At 46.6% G+C, this 15238-nt stretch carries 17 protein-coding genes; 10 read left to right on the top strand and 7 right to left on the bottom strand.

What is annotated here, in order from left to right; all coding sequences use genetic code 11:
* The first annotated feature begins 93 nt into the window (after positions 1 to 93).
* From QUB68_RS15010 to QUB68_RS14980, 7 genes are all read left to right on the top strand, one after another.
* Entirely contained in the window at positions 94 to 612 is a 519-nt protein-coding gene (locus QUB68_RS15010; RefSeq protein WP_332993727.1) for a phycocyanin subunit beta, read from the top strand.
* A 97-nt stretch (positions 613 to 709) separates the two neighbouring features.
* Positions 710 to 1198 carry a phycocyanin subunit alpha gene (gene cpcA, locus QUB68_RS15005; protein WP_332993725.1) on the top strand — a complete coding sequence of 163 codons (489 nt, stop codon included), beginning with the start codon at positions 710 to 712 and terminating at the stop codon, positions 1196 to 1198.
* Between the two features lie 148 nt (positions 1199 to 1346).
* Entirely contained in the window at positions 1347 to 2162 is an 816-nt protein-coding gene (locus tag QUB68_RS15000; protein WP_332993723.1) for a phycobilisome linker polypeptide, read from the top strand.
* 170 nt (positions 2163 to 2332) lie between these two features.
* Positions 2333 to 3202, top strand: coding sequence for a phycobilisome linker polypeptide (locus QUB68_RS14995; RefSeq protein WP_332993720.1), 870 nt, complete (start codon positions 2333 to 2335; stop codon positions 3200 to 3202).
* A 115-nt stretch (positions 3203 to 3317) separates the two neighbouring features.
* Positions 3318 to 3599, top strand: coding sequence for a phycobilisome linker polypeptide (locus QUB68_RS14990; protein WP_332993716.1), 282 nt, complete (start codon positions 3318 to 3320; stop codon positions 3597 to 3599).
* A 139-nt stretch (positions 3600 to 3738) separates the two neighbouring features.
* A complete protein-coding gene (locus tag QUB68_RS14985) occupies positions 3739 to 4572 on the top strand; it encodes a HEAT repeat domain-containing protein (protein WP_332993715.1) in 834 nt (277 codons plus the stop codon).
* A gap of 232 nt (positions 4573 to 4804) precedes the next feature.
* Positions 4805 to 5431, top strand: a complete 627-nt coding sequence (locus QUB68_RS14980) for a HEAT repeat domain-containing protein (protein ID WP_332993713.1) — start codon at positions 4805 to 4807, stop codon at positions 5429 to 5431.
* Here QUB68_RS14980 and QUB68_RS14975 read toward each other — a convergent pair.
* Positions 5420 to 5713 carry a DUF2103 domain-containing protein gene (locus QUB68_RS14975; protein WP_106333592.1) on the bottom strand — a complete coding sequence of 98 codons (294 nt, stop codon included), beginning with the start codon at positions 5711 to 5713 and terminating at the stop codon, positions 5420 to 5422. The genes QUB68_RS14980 and QUB68_RS14975 overlap by 12 nt on opposite strands.
* Positions 5714 to 5813: 100 nt before the next feature.
* The gene (locus QUB68_RS14970) at positions 5814 to 6284 is read right to left on the bottom strand and encodes a response regulator transcription factor (protein WP_332993711.1); all 471 of its coding nucleotides are present in this window, start codon (positions 6282 to 6284) and stop codon (positions 5814 to 5816) included.
* A 247-nt stretch (positions 6285 to 6531) separates the two neighbouring features.
* Between QUB68_RS14970 and QUB68_RS14965 the strand changes: the two genes are divergently transcribed.
* Positions 6532 to 6858: an antibiotic biosynthesis monooxygenase gene (locus QUB68_RS14965; protein ID WP_332993710.1), complete on the top strand. Its 327-nt coding sequence runs from the start codon at positions 6532 to 6534 to the stop codon at positions 6856 to 6858.
* Between the two features lie 132 nt (positions 6859 to 6990).
* On the opposite strand, the gene cas6 is transcribed toward QUB68_RS14965, so the two are convergent.
* Together cas6 and QUB68_RS14955 are read right to left on the bottom strand one after the other, a co-directional pair.
* On the bottom strand, positions 6991 to 7872 hold the full coding sequence (gene cas6 / locus QUB68_RS14960) for a CRISPR-associated endoribonuclease Cas6 (protein ID WP_332993708.1): 882 nt from the start codon (positions 7870 to 7872) through the stop codon (positions 6991 to 6993).
* 214 nt (positions 7873 to 8086) lie between these two features.
* Complete coding sequence (locus QUB68_RS14955; protein ID WP_332993706.1) at positions 8087 to 9169, bottom strand: class I fructose-bisphosphate aldolase; 1083 nt, start codon at positions 9167 to 9169, stop codon at positions 8087 to 8089.
* Positions 9170 to 9393: 224 nt separating this feature from the next.
* Between QUB68_RS14955 and QUB68_RS14950 the strand changes: the two genes are divergently transcribed.
* Both QUB68_RS14950 and QUB68_RS14945 read left to right on the top strand, forming a co-directional pair.
* On the top strand, positions 9394 to 12024 hold the full coding sequence (locus QUB68_RS14950; RefSeq protein WP_332993704.1) for a M1 family metallopeptidase: 2631 nt from the start codon (positions 9394 to 9396) through the stop codon (positions 12022 to 12024).
* Positions 12025 to 12315: 291 nt separating this feature from the next.
* Complete coding sequence (locus QUB68_RS14945) at positions 12316 to 12732, top strand: NUDIX hydrolase (RefSeq protein ID WP_332993702.1); 417 nt, start codon at positions 12316 to 12318, stop codon at positions 12730 to 12732.
* Positions 12733 to 12870: 138 nt separating this feature from the next.
* Here QUB68_RS14945 and QUB68_RS14940 read toward each other — a convergent pair whose 3' ends face one another.
* The 3 genes from QUB68_RS14940 to psbQ form a co-directional block, all read right to left on the bottom strand.
* A complete protein-coding gene (locus QUB68_RS14940) occupies positions 12871 to 13353 on the bottom strand; it encodes a hypothetical protein (protein WP_332993700.1) in 483 nt (160 codons plus the stop codon).
* Positions 13354 to 13404: 51 nt separating this feature from the next.
* Positions 13405 to 14457, bottom strand: a complete 1053-nt coding sequence (locus QUB68_RS14935; protein ID WP_332993697.1) for an NAD(P)/FAD-dependent oxidoreductase — start codon at positions 14455 to 14457, stop codon at positions 13405 to 13407.
* Positions 14458 to 14700: 243 nt separating this feature from the next.
* Positions 14701 to 15144: a photosystem II protein PsbQ gene (gene psbQ / locus QUB68_RS14930; RefSeq protein ID WP_332993695.1), complete on the bottom strand. Its 444-nt coding sequence runs from the start codon at positions 15142 to 15144 to the stop codon at positions 14701 to 14703.
* Between the last annotated feature and the right edge of the window lie 94 nt (positions 15145 to 15238).

Raw genomic sequence — 15238 nt, 5'->3', positions numbered from 1 at the left:
CAGCCCTTACAGGCACTCGCGGCCTGAACAAATTTAACTTAACGGTTTTATACCGCAACCAAACTCAATTAACTCAAATAGGAGAGTTCTTTCATGTTTGACGCATTTACAAAAGTGGTTTCCCAATCTGACGCTCGCGGCGAATTCCTCGCACAGGGTCAACTAGATGCTCTCAGCAGCATGGTTTCCGAGGCTAACAAGCGGATTGATGCAGTAAACCGCATCACCAGCAACGCATCCACGATCGTTGCCAACGCAGCTCGCACCTTGTTCGCCGAACAGCCTCAACTGATCGCTCCTGGTGGCAATGCTTACACCAACCGCCGCATGGCAGCTTGCTTGCGCGACATGGAAATCATCTTGCGCTACGTAACCTACGCCACATTTGCAGGCGACGCCAGCGTTTTGGACGACCGTTGTTTGAACGGTCTCCGCGAAACCTACCAAGCTCTGGGAGTTCCCGGTGGCTCGGTTGCAGCCGGTGTGCAAAAAATGAAGGAAGCAGCGATCGCTCTTGCTAACGACCCCAACGGCATTACCCGTGGTGATTGCAGCTCGCTGATGTCTGAAATCGGCAGCTACTTCGACCGCGCTGCTAATGCAGTCGGCTAAAAATAGCCCAGCATTTCTTGGTGTAAAAAAGCGATCGATCGCATTTTTGCAAACACTCATTTTGGAACAAACAAAACATTAGGGAGACAGCAGAACAATGAAAACCCCTTTGACCGAAGCAGTAACCGCAGCCGATTCTCAAGGCCGTTTCTTGAGCAGCACTGAATTGCAAGTCGCCTTCGGCCGTTTCCGCCAAGCAGCAGCAGGTTTGGAAGCAGCCAAGTCGTTGACCGCCAAGTCTCAGCAATTGATTGACGGTGCAGCTCAAGCTGTGTACAACAAATTCCCGTACACCCAACAAATGCAAGGACCGAACTACGCGTCCACTGCAACCGGCAAAGCCAAATGCTCTCGCGACATCGGCTACTACCTGCGGATGGTAACCTACTGCTTAGTTGCAGGCGGCACCGGTCCGATGGACGAGTACCTGATTGCAGGCGTTGACGAAATCAACCGGACATTTGAATTGTCTCCTAGCTGGTACGTTGAAGCTCTCAAGTACATCAAAGCCAACCACGGTTTGAGTGGCGACGCTGCAACTGAAGCGAATTCCTACCTCGACTACGCAGTCAACGCTCTAAGCTAGATTTGCGTGATGCCCGGAATTGTAAGCTGCTGTTAGCTTGAGTGTTAGCGGTTGTTTAGAATTCCGGGCATCTGCGATCTTAGCCGAGTTTTCCAAATACTTTTTTTAGAACTTTTCAGTTTTTAAAGCAAAAAAGGGAGAAGCGAAGATGGCGGGATTAAGTGCAGCAGAACGGTTGGGAATAAAAGCATTTGAAGAAGCGGGACCAGTAGAACTGCGCCCCCATTGGACTCAAGACGATGCGAAAGCAGTAATGCGCGCGGCTTACAGCCAAGTTTTTGGCAACGAGTATTTAATGTCGAGCGAACGAGTCACCAGTGCGGAATCTTTACTGGTGCAAGGACAGATTTCAGTTAAAGATTTTGTGCGGTCAATTGCACATTCCGAAACTTATCGGAAAAAGTTTTTTTACCCGAACTCGCAAACGCGGTTAATCGAGCTTAATTACAAACATTTGCTAGGCCGCGCTCCTTACGACGAGTCGGAAATTGCTTTCCACGTTGATTTGTACAATGCAGAAGGCTACGAAGCTGAAATCAATTCTTACATTGACTCAGTAGAGTATCAAGAGAATTTTGGCGAGAGCGTAGTGCCTTACTATCGCGGCTTCGCGACTCAAAGAGGTCAAAAAACCGTCGGTTTTAACCGGATGTTTCAATTGTACCGGGGCTATGCCAACAGCGATCGCGCCCAAAACCAAAAGCAAGCGCGGCTAACCTGGGAAGTTGCCAGAAATACGGCTTCGCCCATCTCCACCCCCTCCACCGGGAAAGCCCTCGCCGGCACGAATGGCGGCTCTCGCGACCAAGTTTACCGAGTCACCGCAATGCAAGGTTCGGCTAAGTTTTCGCCCCAAGTGCGCTGCACTACTACCGAATATCTCGTGCCTTACGAGCAACTTTCGAGTCGCTTGCAGCAAATCAACAAACGTGGCGGCAAAGTGGTAAGTATTACCACAGCTTAAAGTTTGTAAAGACGTTTTTTTTGAAACGTCTTTAACAAATTAGGACTAATTAATGTGTATGAGTAAGGTGCGCACTGCGCACCATACTTTCAGACATATTTGCCTTAGTCCTAAAAATTTCCAGTGCAACCAAGCTTTAAATTTTTGTTGTTAATTTAGGAGAAAATCTGGTGGCGATTACGACAGCAGCATCCAGACTGGGAACATCCGCATTGAGCGATGCGCCGAAGGTAGAATTGCGCCCGAACTACACCAAAGACGACGTTGAAACAGTGATTCGTGCGGTTTACCGTCAGGTGCTGGGCAACGACTATTTGATGAAATCCGATCGCCTGATAAGTGCGGAATCTCTCCTGCGAGACGGCAGTTTGACGGTGCGAGAATTTGTGCGCGCCGTGGCAAAATCGGAACTGTACAAAACCAAGTTTTTATACAGCAGCTTCCAAACTCGGACGATCGAACTAAACTACAAACACTTGCTAGGTCGCGCTCCCTACGACGAATCGGAAGTAGTTTATCACTTAGATTTGTACCAAACACAAGGGTACGACGCTGATGTTGATTCTTACATCGATTCAGTAGAGTATCAAGAAAACTTCGGCGAGAGTATCGTCCCTTACTACCGGGGCTTTAACACGCAACGCGGTCAAAAAACCGTTGGTTTTACCCGGATGTTCCGGCTGTATCGCGGCTATGCAAATAGCGATACCTCTCAACTAGAAGGCAATAACTCCCGCTTAGCTGTCGAACTCGGCACTAACAGCGCTACGGCTGTAGTTGGGCCTTCTGGCGGCAACGAAGGTTGGGCATATCGCCCTTCAACACAAAACGTAACTCCCAGCAGCGGTTTCGGCGGCGCGGCAGCTTACGGCAAGGCAGGACGGCTCTTGCGCGTGGAAGTTTCTGGCATTCGCACCGGTGGCTATCCCAACGTGCGCCGCAGCAGCAAGGCTTTCATCGTACCTGTGGATGATTTGTCTTCGCAAATGCAGAAATTTCAACGCATGGGCGGGAAAATCGCTAGCATTACTCCAATTTAGTTATTGGTTATTGGTTAGTTGTTATTAGTTATTGGTTATTAGAACCAACAAATAACAACTAACAAGTAACAAATAACAAGTAACAAATAACAAATAACAAATTACCAAGAAGCTTATGTTGGGTCAAATTGTAGCTGGAAAAAGTGGCAATACAGCTTCCGCCGGTCGCTGTTTTCGGTATGAAGTTGCAGGCTTGCGCCAAAGCGATAATACCGAAAATATCGATTATTCGATTCGATCGAGCGCGAGTACATTTATCACCGTGCCGTACAATCGGATGAATCAAGAAATGCAGCGGATTACTCGCATGGGCGGTACAATTGTCAGCATTCAGCCGCTAAGTGCGATCGCAGAATCATCCCATGAATCCTCCCACGACTCATCGGATCATAACTAATAGTTGAAAGGGCGATTGAAATCGCTTCTTGTCAAATAATGTCTGCCGAGGCGGACTAAGAGTAAGAGTTAATTTAACCCGCGCAGGCGGGTTTTGTTTGTCTAGCAGCGATTTCAATCGCCGAGTTTCCTTAAAAATTATGAATTATGACGAATCCGACTCACCGCCGGCGGGTGTAGCTGAAGGCGAGTCTTTAACAATAGAACAGGCGATCGCAAATTTGCACTCCCAAGACTATAGTCTCCGGTATTACGCTGCTTGGTGGGTGGGCAGATTTCGAGTCAAGGAACCGGCAGCGATTGCAGCTTTAATTGCCGCCTTGCAAGAAGAATCAGAACAAACAAAAATAGGCGATTATTCCCTACTACGAAATGCGGCGCGGGCCCTGGGAAAATTGGGCGATAAACAAGCCTTGCCGGCGTTGATTCACTGTTTGGAATGCGCGGATTATTACGTGCGGGAAGCGGCGGCTCAAGCTCTAGAAATGCTGGGCGATCGCGATTCTATTCCACCACTCATGCAGCTATTGGATGGGGGCGTAGCTGTGGCGCTACGAGTGCCTGGAAAATCGCACCTCGTGCAGCCTTACGACTCGGTAATTGAAGCTTTAGGTACGCTGCAAGCGACAGAATCCATACCGCTAATTTCACCTTTTTTAGAACATTCTGTGGAGCGGGTGCAGTACGCTGCGGCGCGGGCGATGTATCAGTTGACTGGCGATCGGGTTTATGGAGAGCGGTTGGTAACGGCTCTGAATGGGGATAATTTGCAGTTGAGGCGATCGGCTTTGATGGACTTGGGGGCGATCGGCTATTTGCCGTCAGCGCCAGCTATTGCTGAAACTTTAGCAGAAAATAGCATGAAATTGATTGCTCTGAAAGGAGTTTTGGAGCATCATCTCAATCAACAAGCATCTCTATCCTTGTCAGATGAAGCTATCCAAGTTATGAATTTAATGGATAGTTTACTTTAAAAACGAAATTTTCTCTCCTGAAAGAGGATTGCTGTAGCGATGCTCAATTGTCTGCCGTAGATTCAGGACATAGTAAATTCAGGACACAGCAGTGCTGTTTCCCTACCTGTATTGATGAGGATGTTGGTGGGTGAGGTTGCTAAAAGTACGCGCGGCGCAGCTATCCCTCTTCAAGAATCGCGCGATCGAGCCAACCTACAATTACAATAGTCACGGTAGAGTTTACAACTAAATGGCATTAGAACTAATTCGCGCAGTCGAACAAGCAGATTCTTCCGAAGGCTTGTTAAATACTGTCAAAGCACTGGCGGCGGCTGAGTCAAAAGAAGCAATTCCTACCTTAATTACAGTCCTCGGCTACAACAACCCAGGCGCCGCTGTGGCCGCCGTTGACGGGCTGATTCAACTCGGAGAACCTGCCGTGCTGCCGCTGCTAGAACAGCTTGACGGCTACAATTACGGGGCGAGAGCTTGGGCTGTTCGGGCTTTGGCAGGAATTGGCGATCCCAGGGGTTTAGAGATTTTGCTCGATGCGGCGGCGAATGACTTTGCTTTGAGCGTGCGGCGGGCGGCGGTTAGGGGTTTGGGGACGATTTGCTGGGAACTTATGCCGGCAGAACAAATGGTAGATGCTCAACTGCGCGCTGTGAAAACGCTGCTGCAAGCGTCCCGAGATCCGGAATGGGTGGTTCGCTACGCAGCGGCGGGGGGTTTGCAAGCTTTGGCGGGTGCTGCGACTGTTAAACCGGATTGGTTAGCGGAAGTTTCGGCCCAACTTGAGGAAATCGCGCAAAGCGATGAAACTGTTTCAGTTAGAGCACGCGCCATGCTTGCCAAACAAAAATTGTCACTTGGCTAGGGTTTGGGCGATCATCTCTTCCAAGTCCCCTTGACTGAGAGTGGTTAATATAAAGACTTCTTGTACGGTTGTGCCCTGTCTGGCAATGATTTTAAATCCCCCGCGAATGGGTACTGACACTCTTAATGTCATGCGGGGGATGTGTCCTTTAACTTTGTTGATGACTCCGGGCGTAACGGTTTGAATGCCCATTTTTAGGGTGATGCGCTGTAAAATTGGGATCAAGCCGGGAAGGTGGGTAGAGTGATTCCAAACTAGGCGGCCTTTGGGTTGTGCGTTCATGACTTTTTTACCAAATTCAACATACCCAGTCTAAGTCACCCCTGGCTGGAACCAATTTGAAATTCCCTCAAGTTATGTATCAATAACGTTACTGTGCGCGTCATTGCGAGCAAAGGGACGCAATCTCAAACTGAGATTTTTGCTCCCGGGCGCGCTTGCTGAGATTTGATGGTGGAGAATTGTCCGTTACTTTTTGATATTTTGGGTTGCTAATTGTCGGTTTTTCTAGTTGAGTTGCGATCGCCCGCAGGATTTCTGTGACGCTGCAAGGTTTGCTGAGATAGCCATCTGCTTTGAGTTCGAGGACTTTTTCCATTTCGGTGGCGGTCATAAAAATAAACGGAATGCTGGCGGTTGCAGGGTACGATCGCAATGCCGCGAAAACTTCCAAACCGTTGAGTTCGGGCATCATCACATCAGACAAAATTAAATCAGGAATTTCGGCGATCGCTAACTGGATACCGACTCGTCCGTTTTCGGCGCCGACAGCTTCAAAACCTCGCGATTCCAGAAGTTCTAAAACGGTTTCTCGGATTAAGTTATTGTCTTCAATTACTAATATTTTTTTCATTTGTTGGAGCGAGCTCTTTACTTTGTTGATATTTGTATGTTACAATTTTGGCAGGTAAAATTTAAAAACTTCAAGAGGGTTATTGCAAAAAACCGCTTTTTACCGTAAAGTGCGATCGCAGCTACGTGCAATATCTCATCAATTCGCCGCTTAGCTCGCTCAAAATTACAAACTATGAAGTTCACAAAATTACTGCGAAGAGGGTAAAATAAAACTTGGTGGATCGCGATTTGTTGAGGAAAAGGATATGTCCGAATTTCTAGACTTTCTCAGACATCAGTTTGCCTACGTTGCCATTGGCGAATTTAAACCAGGAAAATTCAAAGAAGCAGAAGAACTTTTTGCCAAAGCCGTTGCAACTTATGCCACAGGCTTTAAGGGAGCATACCTGCTGCAATTGCCAAATACAGACAAAGGGATTGCGATCATTTTTTGGGAAAGCGTAGAAGAGATGGCTGCAAATCAAAGCCAAGCTTATCAGGAAATACTGAAGCAGATGACGCCTTTGTTTGCCAAAATTCCCGACACTGATGTTTATGAAATAGTCAGTGAAATTCAGTCGAAAAGTGAATAAACTTGAATTGCAAAAATCTTTTTAATCAAATTTTAGGACGTTGCTCAAAGCCCATCCCACAAAAATATTTTTTTCTTGTGGGATGTTGCTCTGAGCAACGTCCTAGCTATTTTTGCAATTCAAGTCTAATAATTAAAAATTATGCAACCTGCGCGTCATACCCATTCCCATCGGCGTCTTGCGCCCAACTCCGCTGTAAAGCGCAAAATCTGCTAAAGCATTAATTTGTTTGATAGCAGTCGGATTGACATCTCCCATAATTCGGTAACTAATATCGCCGACGCAGCCAATAAATTTACTGCGAGAATCTGTACAAACTTCTGTGCGGATATTGAAGAAGCTGGGGAAAATAGTTTCGATAAAAGTAGGTTCGATCGCAATTTCGCTGTACTTGTTCCAACGATTCGCCAAACTCCCAAAAACACTCTCTCTAGTTGGCATCGCACTGTCGTACACGCCTTGCCGAAAATTCGTAGGAGTGCAGAAGGTAAACGCAATTTGGCGCTCAGTTTCCGAAGCTCTCTCGAACAATTCGGCGTAACTGCAAAAGTTAACCCACGGCTGATGTGATTGCGGTTGGCTCTGAATATTAGTAATGTATATATTTGTCGGGCCCAAATGCCACGGGCTCTCGAAGTTGAGTTGCTGCCAAAGTTCAGTTAGGCGATCGAACAAACCGTCATCCAGCAGAGAAATGCGCCACCAAATCGGCGTATTTTCGCGAATTGCCTGCTTGTGTTCCCACTGCACAGCCTGCGAAATAGTGCGCCCCGCCGGAGGCAAAACTCTCTTTTGTGTCTGTGATATGCTGCTTTTGTCAACCTCTTTTCTGCTTAGTTGGAAAAGACTTAAAGTGAAAGCTTTTTCATTAGATTGGTCGTGCAGGTACGCGCTAAAATCGCTATCCACAGCACTCACAAGGTTGAGAAATAAAGCGTGAAGATGCCGTCCCGTTAAAAATTGGGATGGGATTGGTGCAACTGGCAGTAGGTTTAAAATGAGGCTGTGAGGCATTTAAAATTATATATTTTGTCTGTGTATCTGTTCGGTTACTATTAATATTACAGTTAAGTTGCAATTTATAATATTTCTAATGATTATTCCTACAATACATTTTTGGGGTTGTTTACAAGAGTTCTTGATCCGTGCTGGTGCGTCGCTATGAGAGCGTCCATTTTTTGGCAAAGATTTATCGCAGGCGACACACCCTACGGCTGATATTAATGAATTAGGCGATCGAAATTTCGGGCGACAAATAAACGTCTTGAATGGCGTGGAACAATTTTACACCTTCTTCAAACGGACGCTGAAAAGTTTTGCGGCCGGAAATTAAGCCGCAGCCGCCTGCGCGTTTGTTGATGACTGCTGTGCGAATTGCTTCGGCAAAATCGGTTTTTCCCGAAGCACCGCCGGAGTTGATTAAACCCATCCTTCCTGCATAACAGTTGAGCACTTGATAGCGGGTTAGATCGATCGGGTGATCCGTTGTCAATTCAGAATACACGCGGCTGTCAGTTTTGCCGTAACTCTTCCCGGTGGCTTTAGCAACTGCTGCGTAACCGTTGTTGCATTCGGGCAATTTCTGCTTGATGATATCGGCTTGAATTGTCACTCCCAAGTGATTTGCTTGACCAGTTAAATCAGCGGCAGTGTGATAATCTTTGTCTTGTTTGAAGATATCGTTGCGGAGGTAGCACCACAAGATTGTTGCCATTCCGTATTCGTGAGCGTGGGCAAAAGCTTGACTGACTTCTTGGATTTGTCGGGTTGATTCCGGCGAACCAAAATAAATTGTGGCTCCGACTGCAACGGCTCCCAAATTCCAAGCTTGTTCGACTGATGCAAACATTATTTGGTCGTATTGATTGGGATAAGTCAGCAATTCATTGTGATTAAGTTTCATAATGAAAGGGATTTTGTGCGCGTACTTGCGAGATACGCTACCCAAAACTCCCAGGGTTGTCGCGACAGCGTTACATCCTGCGGAGATTGCTAGTCTGATGATGTTTTCGCTGTCAAAATAGATGGGATTTGGTGCAAAAGAAGCGCCCGCCGAGTGTTCGATTCCTTGGTCTACTGGCAGGATCGATAAATAGCCAGTATTTGCCAAGCGTCCGCTAGAATAGAGTTGCTGGAGCGATCGCAAAACTTGAGGAGATCGATCGGTTTGAGCGAAAATGCGATCGACCCAATCGGGGCCTGGCAGGTGCAACAAATCTTTAGAAACTTTCGCTTGATGGGTGAGCAAGTCTTCGGCTTCGTCGCCCAGCCAAGATGCGATCGAACTGGGAACTGATAGTGTAGCTGTCATGCAGATTTCCCTCTCAATTTCAATTGCAGGCTGATGATTGCAAACATTAGCCTTGCTGATATTGTAGCAAACAATTCATATTTTCGATCCAGGCAATTATCAGCCAAGTTTTTAATAAGATTAGAGACAACAGCAGCGGGACGCGCTACTCTAGAATAAGCTGGCAGTTCCGCAGCAGCGAAAACACCAGCGATCGCCGATCGACTCACAACTCCTCCATCACAATGTCACACACTTACTTTGATTCTGAAAACGGTCATAAATCCTTCGAGATGCCCGGTGCGAGGCCCCACTACAACCCCGATCGCCCCGGTCAAGTAGAGCATATTTTCCTCGATTTAGTGCTGGATATTCCCAAACAAAGTTTTCGCGGCACTTGCAGCATCCGCATAAATCCAGTCCGCAGCGGTATTGACAAATTAACCTTAGATGCGGTCAACCTCAACATTAAATCGGTAAAAGTCGGTGAAATCAAGCAAGATTTTGACAGCGACGGGGAAGTGCTGCAAATTCAACTGCATGAACCAACGGTAGCCTACGAACCAATTACAATTGCGATCGCATACTCGGTCGAAAAACCCCAGCGCGGCCTTTATTTCGTCGGCCCAGACAAACACTATCCCGACAAACCAACACAAGTTTGGACTCAAGGCGAAGACGAAGATTCCCGCTTCTGGTTTCCTTGTTTCGACTATCCCGGACAACTCGCAACATCCGAAATTAGAGTGCAAGTTCCCAGACAACTTTTTGCTATTTCTAACGGCGAATTAATTAGCACAAAAACCGACGGCGACGATAAGATTTATCACTGGTCGCAAACGCAAGTACACCCGACCTATTTAATGACCTTAGCAGTCGGAGATTTTGCCGAAATCAAAGACGAATGGAACGGCAAACCAGTTAATTATTACGTCGAAAGAGGCCGCGAATCCGATGCTAAGCGCAGCATGGGGAAAACACCCCAAATGATAGAGTTCTTCTCTAAAGCATTTGGCTATCCTTACCCTTTTCCCAAATACGCACAAGTTTGCGTCGATGATTTCATCTTCGGCGGTATGGAAAATACTTCGACAACTTTACTAACAGATAGGTGCTTGTTAGACGAACGCGCCAGCCTCGACAATCGAGGTACTGAAAGCTTAGTCGCCCACGAATTGGCTCACCAGTGGTTCGGCGATTTAGTAGTAATTAAACATTGGTCTCATGCTTGGATCAAAGAAGGCATGGCTTCTTATTCCGAGGTGCTGTGGACTGACAAAGAATACGGCAAAGAAGACGCGGCTTATTATATGTTAGGTGAAGCCCGCAATTATTTAGCTGAAGACAGTTCCCGCTACCGCCGCCCGATGGTTACTCACGTTTACCGCGAAGCCATTGAATTGTACGATCGCCATTTGTACGAAAAAGGTGCTTGTGTTTATCACATGATTCGCGCCGAGTTAGGCGACGAGCTGTTTTACAAAGCAATTCACACTTTTGTGCGAGATAACGCTCACCAAACTGTAGAAACGATCGATTTGCTCAGGGCGATCGAAAAGGCGACAGGCCGCAATCTGATGTTTTTGTTTGACCAGTACGTTTATCGCGGTGGTCATCCAGATTACAAGGTTGCTTATTCCTGGGACGGCGACAACAAATTAGCAAAGGTGACTGTTACCCAAACTCAGGTAAAAGACAGCAAAAATGGCAACGGTAACGGTAATAGCAATAGCAAAGATGTCTTTGACTTGAAAATTCCGATCGGCTTCGGTTACAAGCCGGAAAAAGATGCAGACGATGACAGTTCAGCCAACCTAAAAACTTTCACTGTGCGAGTCCACGAACGCGAGCAAAGTTTCTATTTCCCCCTAGAAGAGAAGCCAGCATTTGTCTGTTTCGATGTCGGAAACAAATACTTAAAAACAGTTGTTTTAGAGTATGGAGTTGCGGAACTAAAAGCTCAGTTGCAGTTCGACCCCGACCCGGTTTCTCGGATTTATGCCGCCCAAGCTTTGGCGAAAAAGGGAGGATTGGAAGCTGTGAAAACGCTGTCAGAAGTTCTCAAGAAAGAGCGGTTTTGGGCTGTGCGGGCAGAAGTTGCGGGCCAGTTGGTAGACATTAAACTTGACCAAGCTTTTGATGGTTTAGCAACTGGTTTGAAGGATAAAGATGCCCGGGTTCGCCGCGCTGTGGTGAGTGCGCTAGCTAAAATCAAGACTCACGAAACTTATAAGGCGCTGAGGGCGATCGTCGAAAAAGGCGACGATAGCTATTATGTAGAAGCGGCCGCAGCGAGTGCTCTGGGCTCGATCGCAGGGGCTAACCCGGATGAAAAACCGACGGACGAACAGGTACTAAAAGAGTTAAAGTTGGTACTGAAAGAGCGTCAGGGCTGGAATGAGGTTGTGCGATCGGGTGCTATTTCCGGTTTGGCGCAAATGAAAACTTCGGAAGATGCGCTGAATCTAATTTTGAAATATACAGCCATCGGTACTCCGCAAGCTTTGCGCTTGGCTGCAATTCGCTCTTTGGGCACAATTTCGACAGGTCAAACTAAGCTCAATTTAGAACGGATTTTGCAGCGATTGGCGGAACTTTCTAAAGAGACTTTTTTCTTGACTCAAGTATCTGTAGTTGTGGGTTTAGGACAGATGGAAACTCGCAAAGCTATGCGGATTTTGCGTTCTTTAGCTGACCAAACCCCCGACGGGCGCGTCCGCATGATGGCTGATGAAGCTGTCCAAAGAGTGCAGAAAAATGCTGGTTCTGATGCAGCAGTGAAACAGTTACGGGAGGAATTAGACCTGGTGAAAAAGGATAATCAGGATTTGAAGAGTCGTTTGGAAAGTTTGGAGGCTAAGTCGAAAAAAGATTAGGCGTCAAACCGCATACCGGCGCAGATAAAGGCAGATTTGGGCGATCGGCTTTTATCTGCGCGTCGGTATAGGATTGCGCGAGATTATTGCAATAATATTATTTTTCAGCCGCAGTGCATCTACATTTGCTAGTTTCAACAGAGGGGAAAGCGAAATATGTCTATTTTCAACTTGGTTGTTGTTGTCTAAAAGGGTAAATTATCGAGAATCAGGCGTGCAGTTTTTATTGTTTAGGTCTCAATTATTAAGTAAGTTGCAGCAGCTTTTACACCCAGAAATATTGCAGAAATTATGAGTATACAAACCACTTTCTTGGTAGACCAATCGGCAGTAATTCCCTACCGCATTCAAGACGGACAAATTGAAGTGATGGTGATTACTTCTTCAACCGGTAAGCGTTGGGTGATTCCCAAAGGATTAATTGAACCTGACATGACTCCCCAAGATTCCGCCGCCAAGGAAGCTTGGGAAGAAGCAGGTTTGTTGGGTCAAGTGTTCCCGGATTTGCTGGGAACTTACGAATATCAAAAGTCTGGCTATACTTGTCGGGTAGAAGTATTTTTAATGCAAGTGAACGCAGTTTTGGAAATTTGGCCGGAAGCTAGCTATAGAATGCGGCAGTGGGTAAGTATTCCTAAAGCAATTAAGCGGGTTAAGGAACCGGAACTCAAACTGATTCTTGCGGATTTGCCGAAGAGGTTCTGGTGATTGATATATATAGCAGAAAGAAGTTCGGCAACGGATTGTGTAACGGATGTAACGGATAGTAAGCTTGTAGGGTGCGTCAGTCAGCTAAATTATGTGAAAATAGAGCTCTGATTACTGACGCACCCTACGACTTTATCTTTAAGCGTTAGCTGACAGAAAAGGAATGCTTTCGGCTAAGTTATCCTTGACTTCAATTCCCTGTTTTCTCGCCCAAAACTGGCTCAAAAAGTGAATTTGCCGCAAGCCGACAATTAAATTTAAACCAGGTACAAAAATCCACCAAACTGTTAGCGGTTCTTTGATTCCTTCTTGGCGGTACAGTTCGTTAACTGTGTTGTAAAGTTTGAACTGCACGATGTAAATCCAAGCAATTCCCACGAAGGAAAACCAACCAAACCATCCGGGAACATCGGGGTCGAATAGCCGCAAAGCTTGGGGGACTGCTACTCCTAAAACAAAGGGTAGCAAGCACAGTGTTCCCGACCAACCGCTGCCGTTATAGCGGCGCAATTCTTCTTGGATAATCCATTTGTACCAGCCGTAATATAGCAGCAAGCTGACTCCTGACAGCAAAATTACTTGCCACAAGGAGCGGGGCTTTCCTAAAGGTTTGTCGGACATTTTTAGATGTAAGATATGAATGGCTTTATTTATTGTATTAACATTTGTTAATTATTGCAAAATTGCTTCTCGGATCGATCGCGCGGTTGCAGGTGCCAGCAGAACACCGTTGCGGTAGTGACCGCTGGCGATAAGAACGCGGCTGTTACCGGGAAGCGATTCGATAATTGGGGCTGGCCGTCCTTCCGGGCGCGGGCGCAATCCCGACCATTTTCTGAGGATTTCAGCTTCTGCTAAGGCGGGACAAAGCGATCTCGCCCTTGCCATCACTCCATCTAACATCTCAGCATTCGCCTGAATTTCCGCGCCATTTTCCGAAAACTCCACCGTCGCCCCCACCCAATATTCCTGATTTGCCAAAGGCACAATGTGAACGTCATCGCAAGTAATTACTGGCGTAAAATCTGGGTTTCCTAAAGGATGTTTCAACCGCAAATGCAGCGCTTGTCCCAACACCGGGCGAATGTCAACCAATTGATTTAAGGATGCAGTAACAGCAGTAGAACCTAGGCCAGCAGATATGATTAGTCGATCGAACTCGCCAGTAGCAGCAATTGCCGATCCTGCAACTTCCACCCCATACTCAAAAATCACCCCATTGCGTTCAGCAGCATCCACCAAAGCCAAAGTTAGCGCTATCGGATCGATTTGTCTGTCTTGAGGTGAATAAATTGCTGCAATAGTCTTATTATTTAAATAGAGATGAGGGCAGCAATCACGCACTCGTTCCACATCCCAAAGTTCTAATTTCCAACCTTGAGACTCGCGAGTTGCTATCAACTTTTCCCACTTACTTAGATTCTCCCCCTCCGAACAAAGCATCAAAATTCCCTGTCTGTTAAAAGGAATTTTCCGCCCCGTAATTGCTTCCAATTCAGGAATCAAAGTTTCGTAGCGCTGAAGGCTGGTTTCCCTCAAATGCCAGTTTCTGCCCTTGGTTTTGTGACTGATAACTCCCATCAATACACCGAGGGCCGCACCTGTAGAACCTTGTGCCGGCGGTTGTTTGTCGAATACAGTGACTTTTAGTTCGGGGAATTTACTGAGTTCAAAGGCGATGGAAGCCCCGATAATACCGCAACCAATAATTGCAATGCGAATCATTCAATTTTAGATTTTAGATTTTAGATTTTAGATTTTATAGAAGAAGACAGGGCGGTTAGAAACCGCGTCTATACAAACAAAACCCACTCCAAGCGGGTTGAAGAACGGGCAGTAAAAATTAAGTTTTACGTTATTATCTTCAGTCCGCGGAGGCGGACATCGTTTGTGTAGACGCGGTTTCAACCGTACGTCTGATCTTCGTGTGTATAGACGCGGTTTCAACCGCCGTCCTATCTAAAGCGATTAGGCTTTAGGAATTAGCTGCAAGAATGTATCAAAATCATTCACAGCTTTGCGATAGCTAGCCGTGACTTTTGCGTAGTCAGTCGCTTTAGCAGCGTTGTCAATCTCGACCAAATCACCAAACAAACTCTTGGTCAAATCAACCGCTTGCTGTTGAGATTTTGGCAATAAAGTGCCAGACACAGTTTTCATGGTGCCGCGCAAGTCGCCCAGAGGCCCGTGAATGTAAGTTCTGGTATCAACCCAATTTCTTTTTTGAATTAGGGTTCCTAAGTTGTCCATGCGCGATCGGAATTCTGTCAGAGTAGGAACATAGCGCTGAATTTGCTGGATCTGGGCTGCTGTGTAAGTCGTGGGAACTTTTGCTTCGACACTGCTGCAACTAACCAGAAATGCCATCAAACACGCCATCATCAAGGCAAAAAACGAACGGGGACGAGTCATAGCGATTTTAGATTTTAGATTTTAGATTTCTCGTTCTCAGGCTTTGCCTGCGAATGGCGATCGGCGAGGATTTACTTCGCTGAGCCAGCACCGA

Origin of the sequence: Microcoleus sp. A006_D1 (genome assembly GCF_036702805.1) — a bacterium.
GTDB lineage: Bacteria > Cyanobacteriota > Cyanobacteriia > Cyanobacteriales > Microcoleaceae > Microcoleus.
This window is presented reverse-complemented; position numbering and strand designations above follow the sequence as displayed.

Coding starts and splice junctions, on each gene's coding strand:
- QUB68_RS15010 (WP_332993727.1), top strand. CDS start 94: ATGTTTGACGCATTTACAAAAGTGGTTTCCCAATCTGACGCTCGCGGC.
- cpcA (WP_332993725.1), top strand. CDS start 710: ATGAAAACCCCTTTGACCGAAGCAGTAACCGCAGCCGATTCTCAAGGC.
- QUB68_RS15000 (WP_332993723.1), top strand. CDS start 1,347: ATGGCGGGATTAAGTGCAGCAGAACGGTTGGGAATAAAAGCATTTGAA.
- QUB68_RS14990 (WP_332993716.1), top strand. CDS start 3,318: ATGTTGGGTCAAATTGTAGCTGGAAAAAGTGGCAATACAGCTTCCGCC.
- QUB68_RS14985 (WP_332993715.1), top strand. CDS start 3,739: ATGAATTATGACGAATCCGACTCACCGCCGGCGGGTGTAGCTGAAGGC.
- QUB68_RS14980 (WP_332993713.1), top strand. CDS start 4,805: ATGGCATTAGAACTAATTCGCGCAGTCGAACAAGCAGATTCTTCCGAA.
- QUB68_RS14975 (WP_106333592.1), bottom strand. CDS start 5,713: ATGAACGCACAACCCAAAGGCCGCCTAGTTTGGAATCACTCTACCCAC.
- QUB68_RS14970 (WP_332993711.1), bottom strand. CDS start 6,284: ATGAAAAAAATATTAGTAATTGAAGACAATAACTTAATCCGAGAAACC.
- QUB68_RS14965 (WP_332993710.1), top strand. CDS start 6,532: ATGTCCGAATTTCTAGACTTTCTCAGACATCAGTTTGCCTACGTTGCC.
- cas6 (WP_332993708.1), bottom strand. CDS start 7,872: ATGCCTCACAGCCTCATTTTAAACCTACTGCCAGTTGCACCAATCCCA.
- QUB68_RS14955 (WP_332993706.1), bottom strand. CDS start 9,169: ATGACAGCTACACTATCAGTTCCCAGTTCGATCGCATCTTGGCTGGGC.
- QUB68_RS14950 (WP_332993704.1), top strand. CDS start 9,394: ATGTCACACACTTACTTTGATTCTGAAAACGGTCATAAATCCTTCGAG.
- QUB68_RS14945 (WP_332993702.1), top strand. CDS start 12,316: ATGAGTATACAAACCACTTTCTTGGTAGACCAATCGGCAGTAATTCCC.
- QUB68_RS14940 (WP_332993700.1), bottom strand. CDS start 13,353: ATGTCCGACAAACCTTTAGGAAAGCCCCGCTCCTTGTGGCAAGTAATT.
- QUB68_RS14935 (WP_332993697.1), bottom strand. CDS start 14,457: ATGATTCGCATTGCAATTATTGGTTGCGGTATTATCGGGGCTTCCATC.
- psbQ (WP_332993695.1), bottom strand. CDS start 15,144: ATGACTCGTCCCCGTTCGTTTTTTGCCTTGATGATGGCGTGTTTGATG.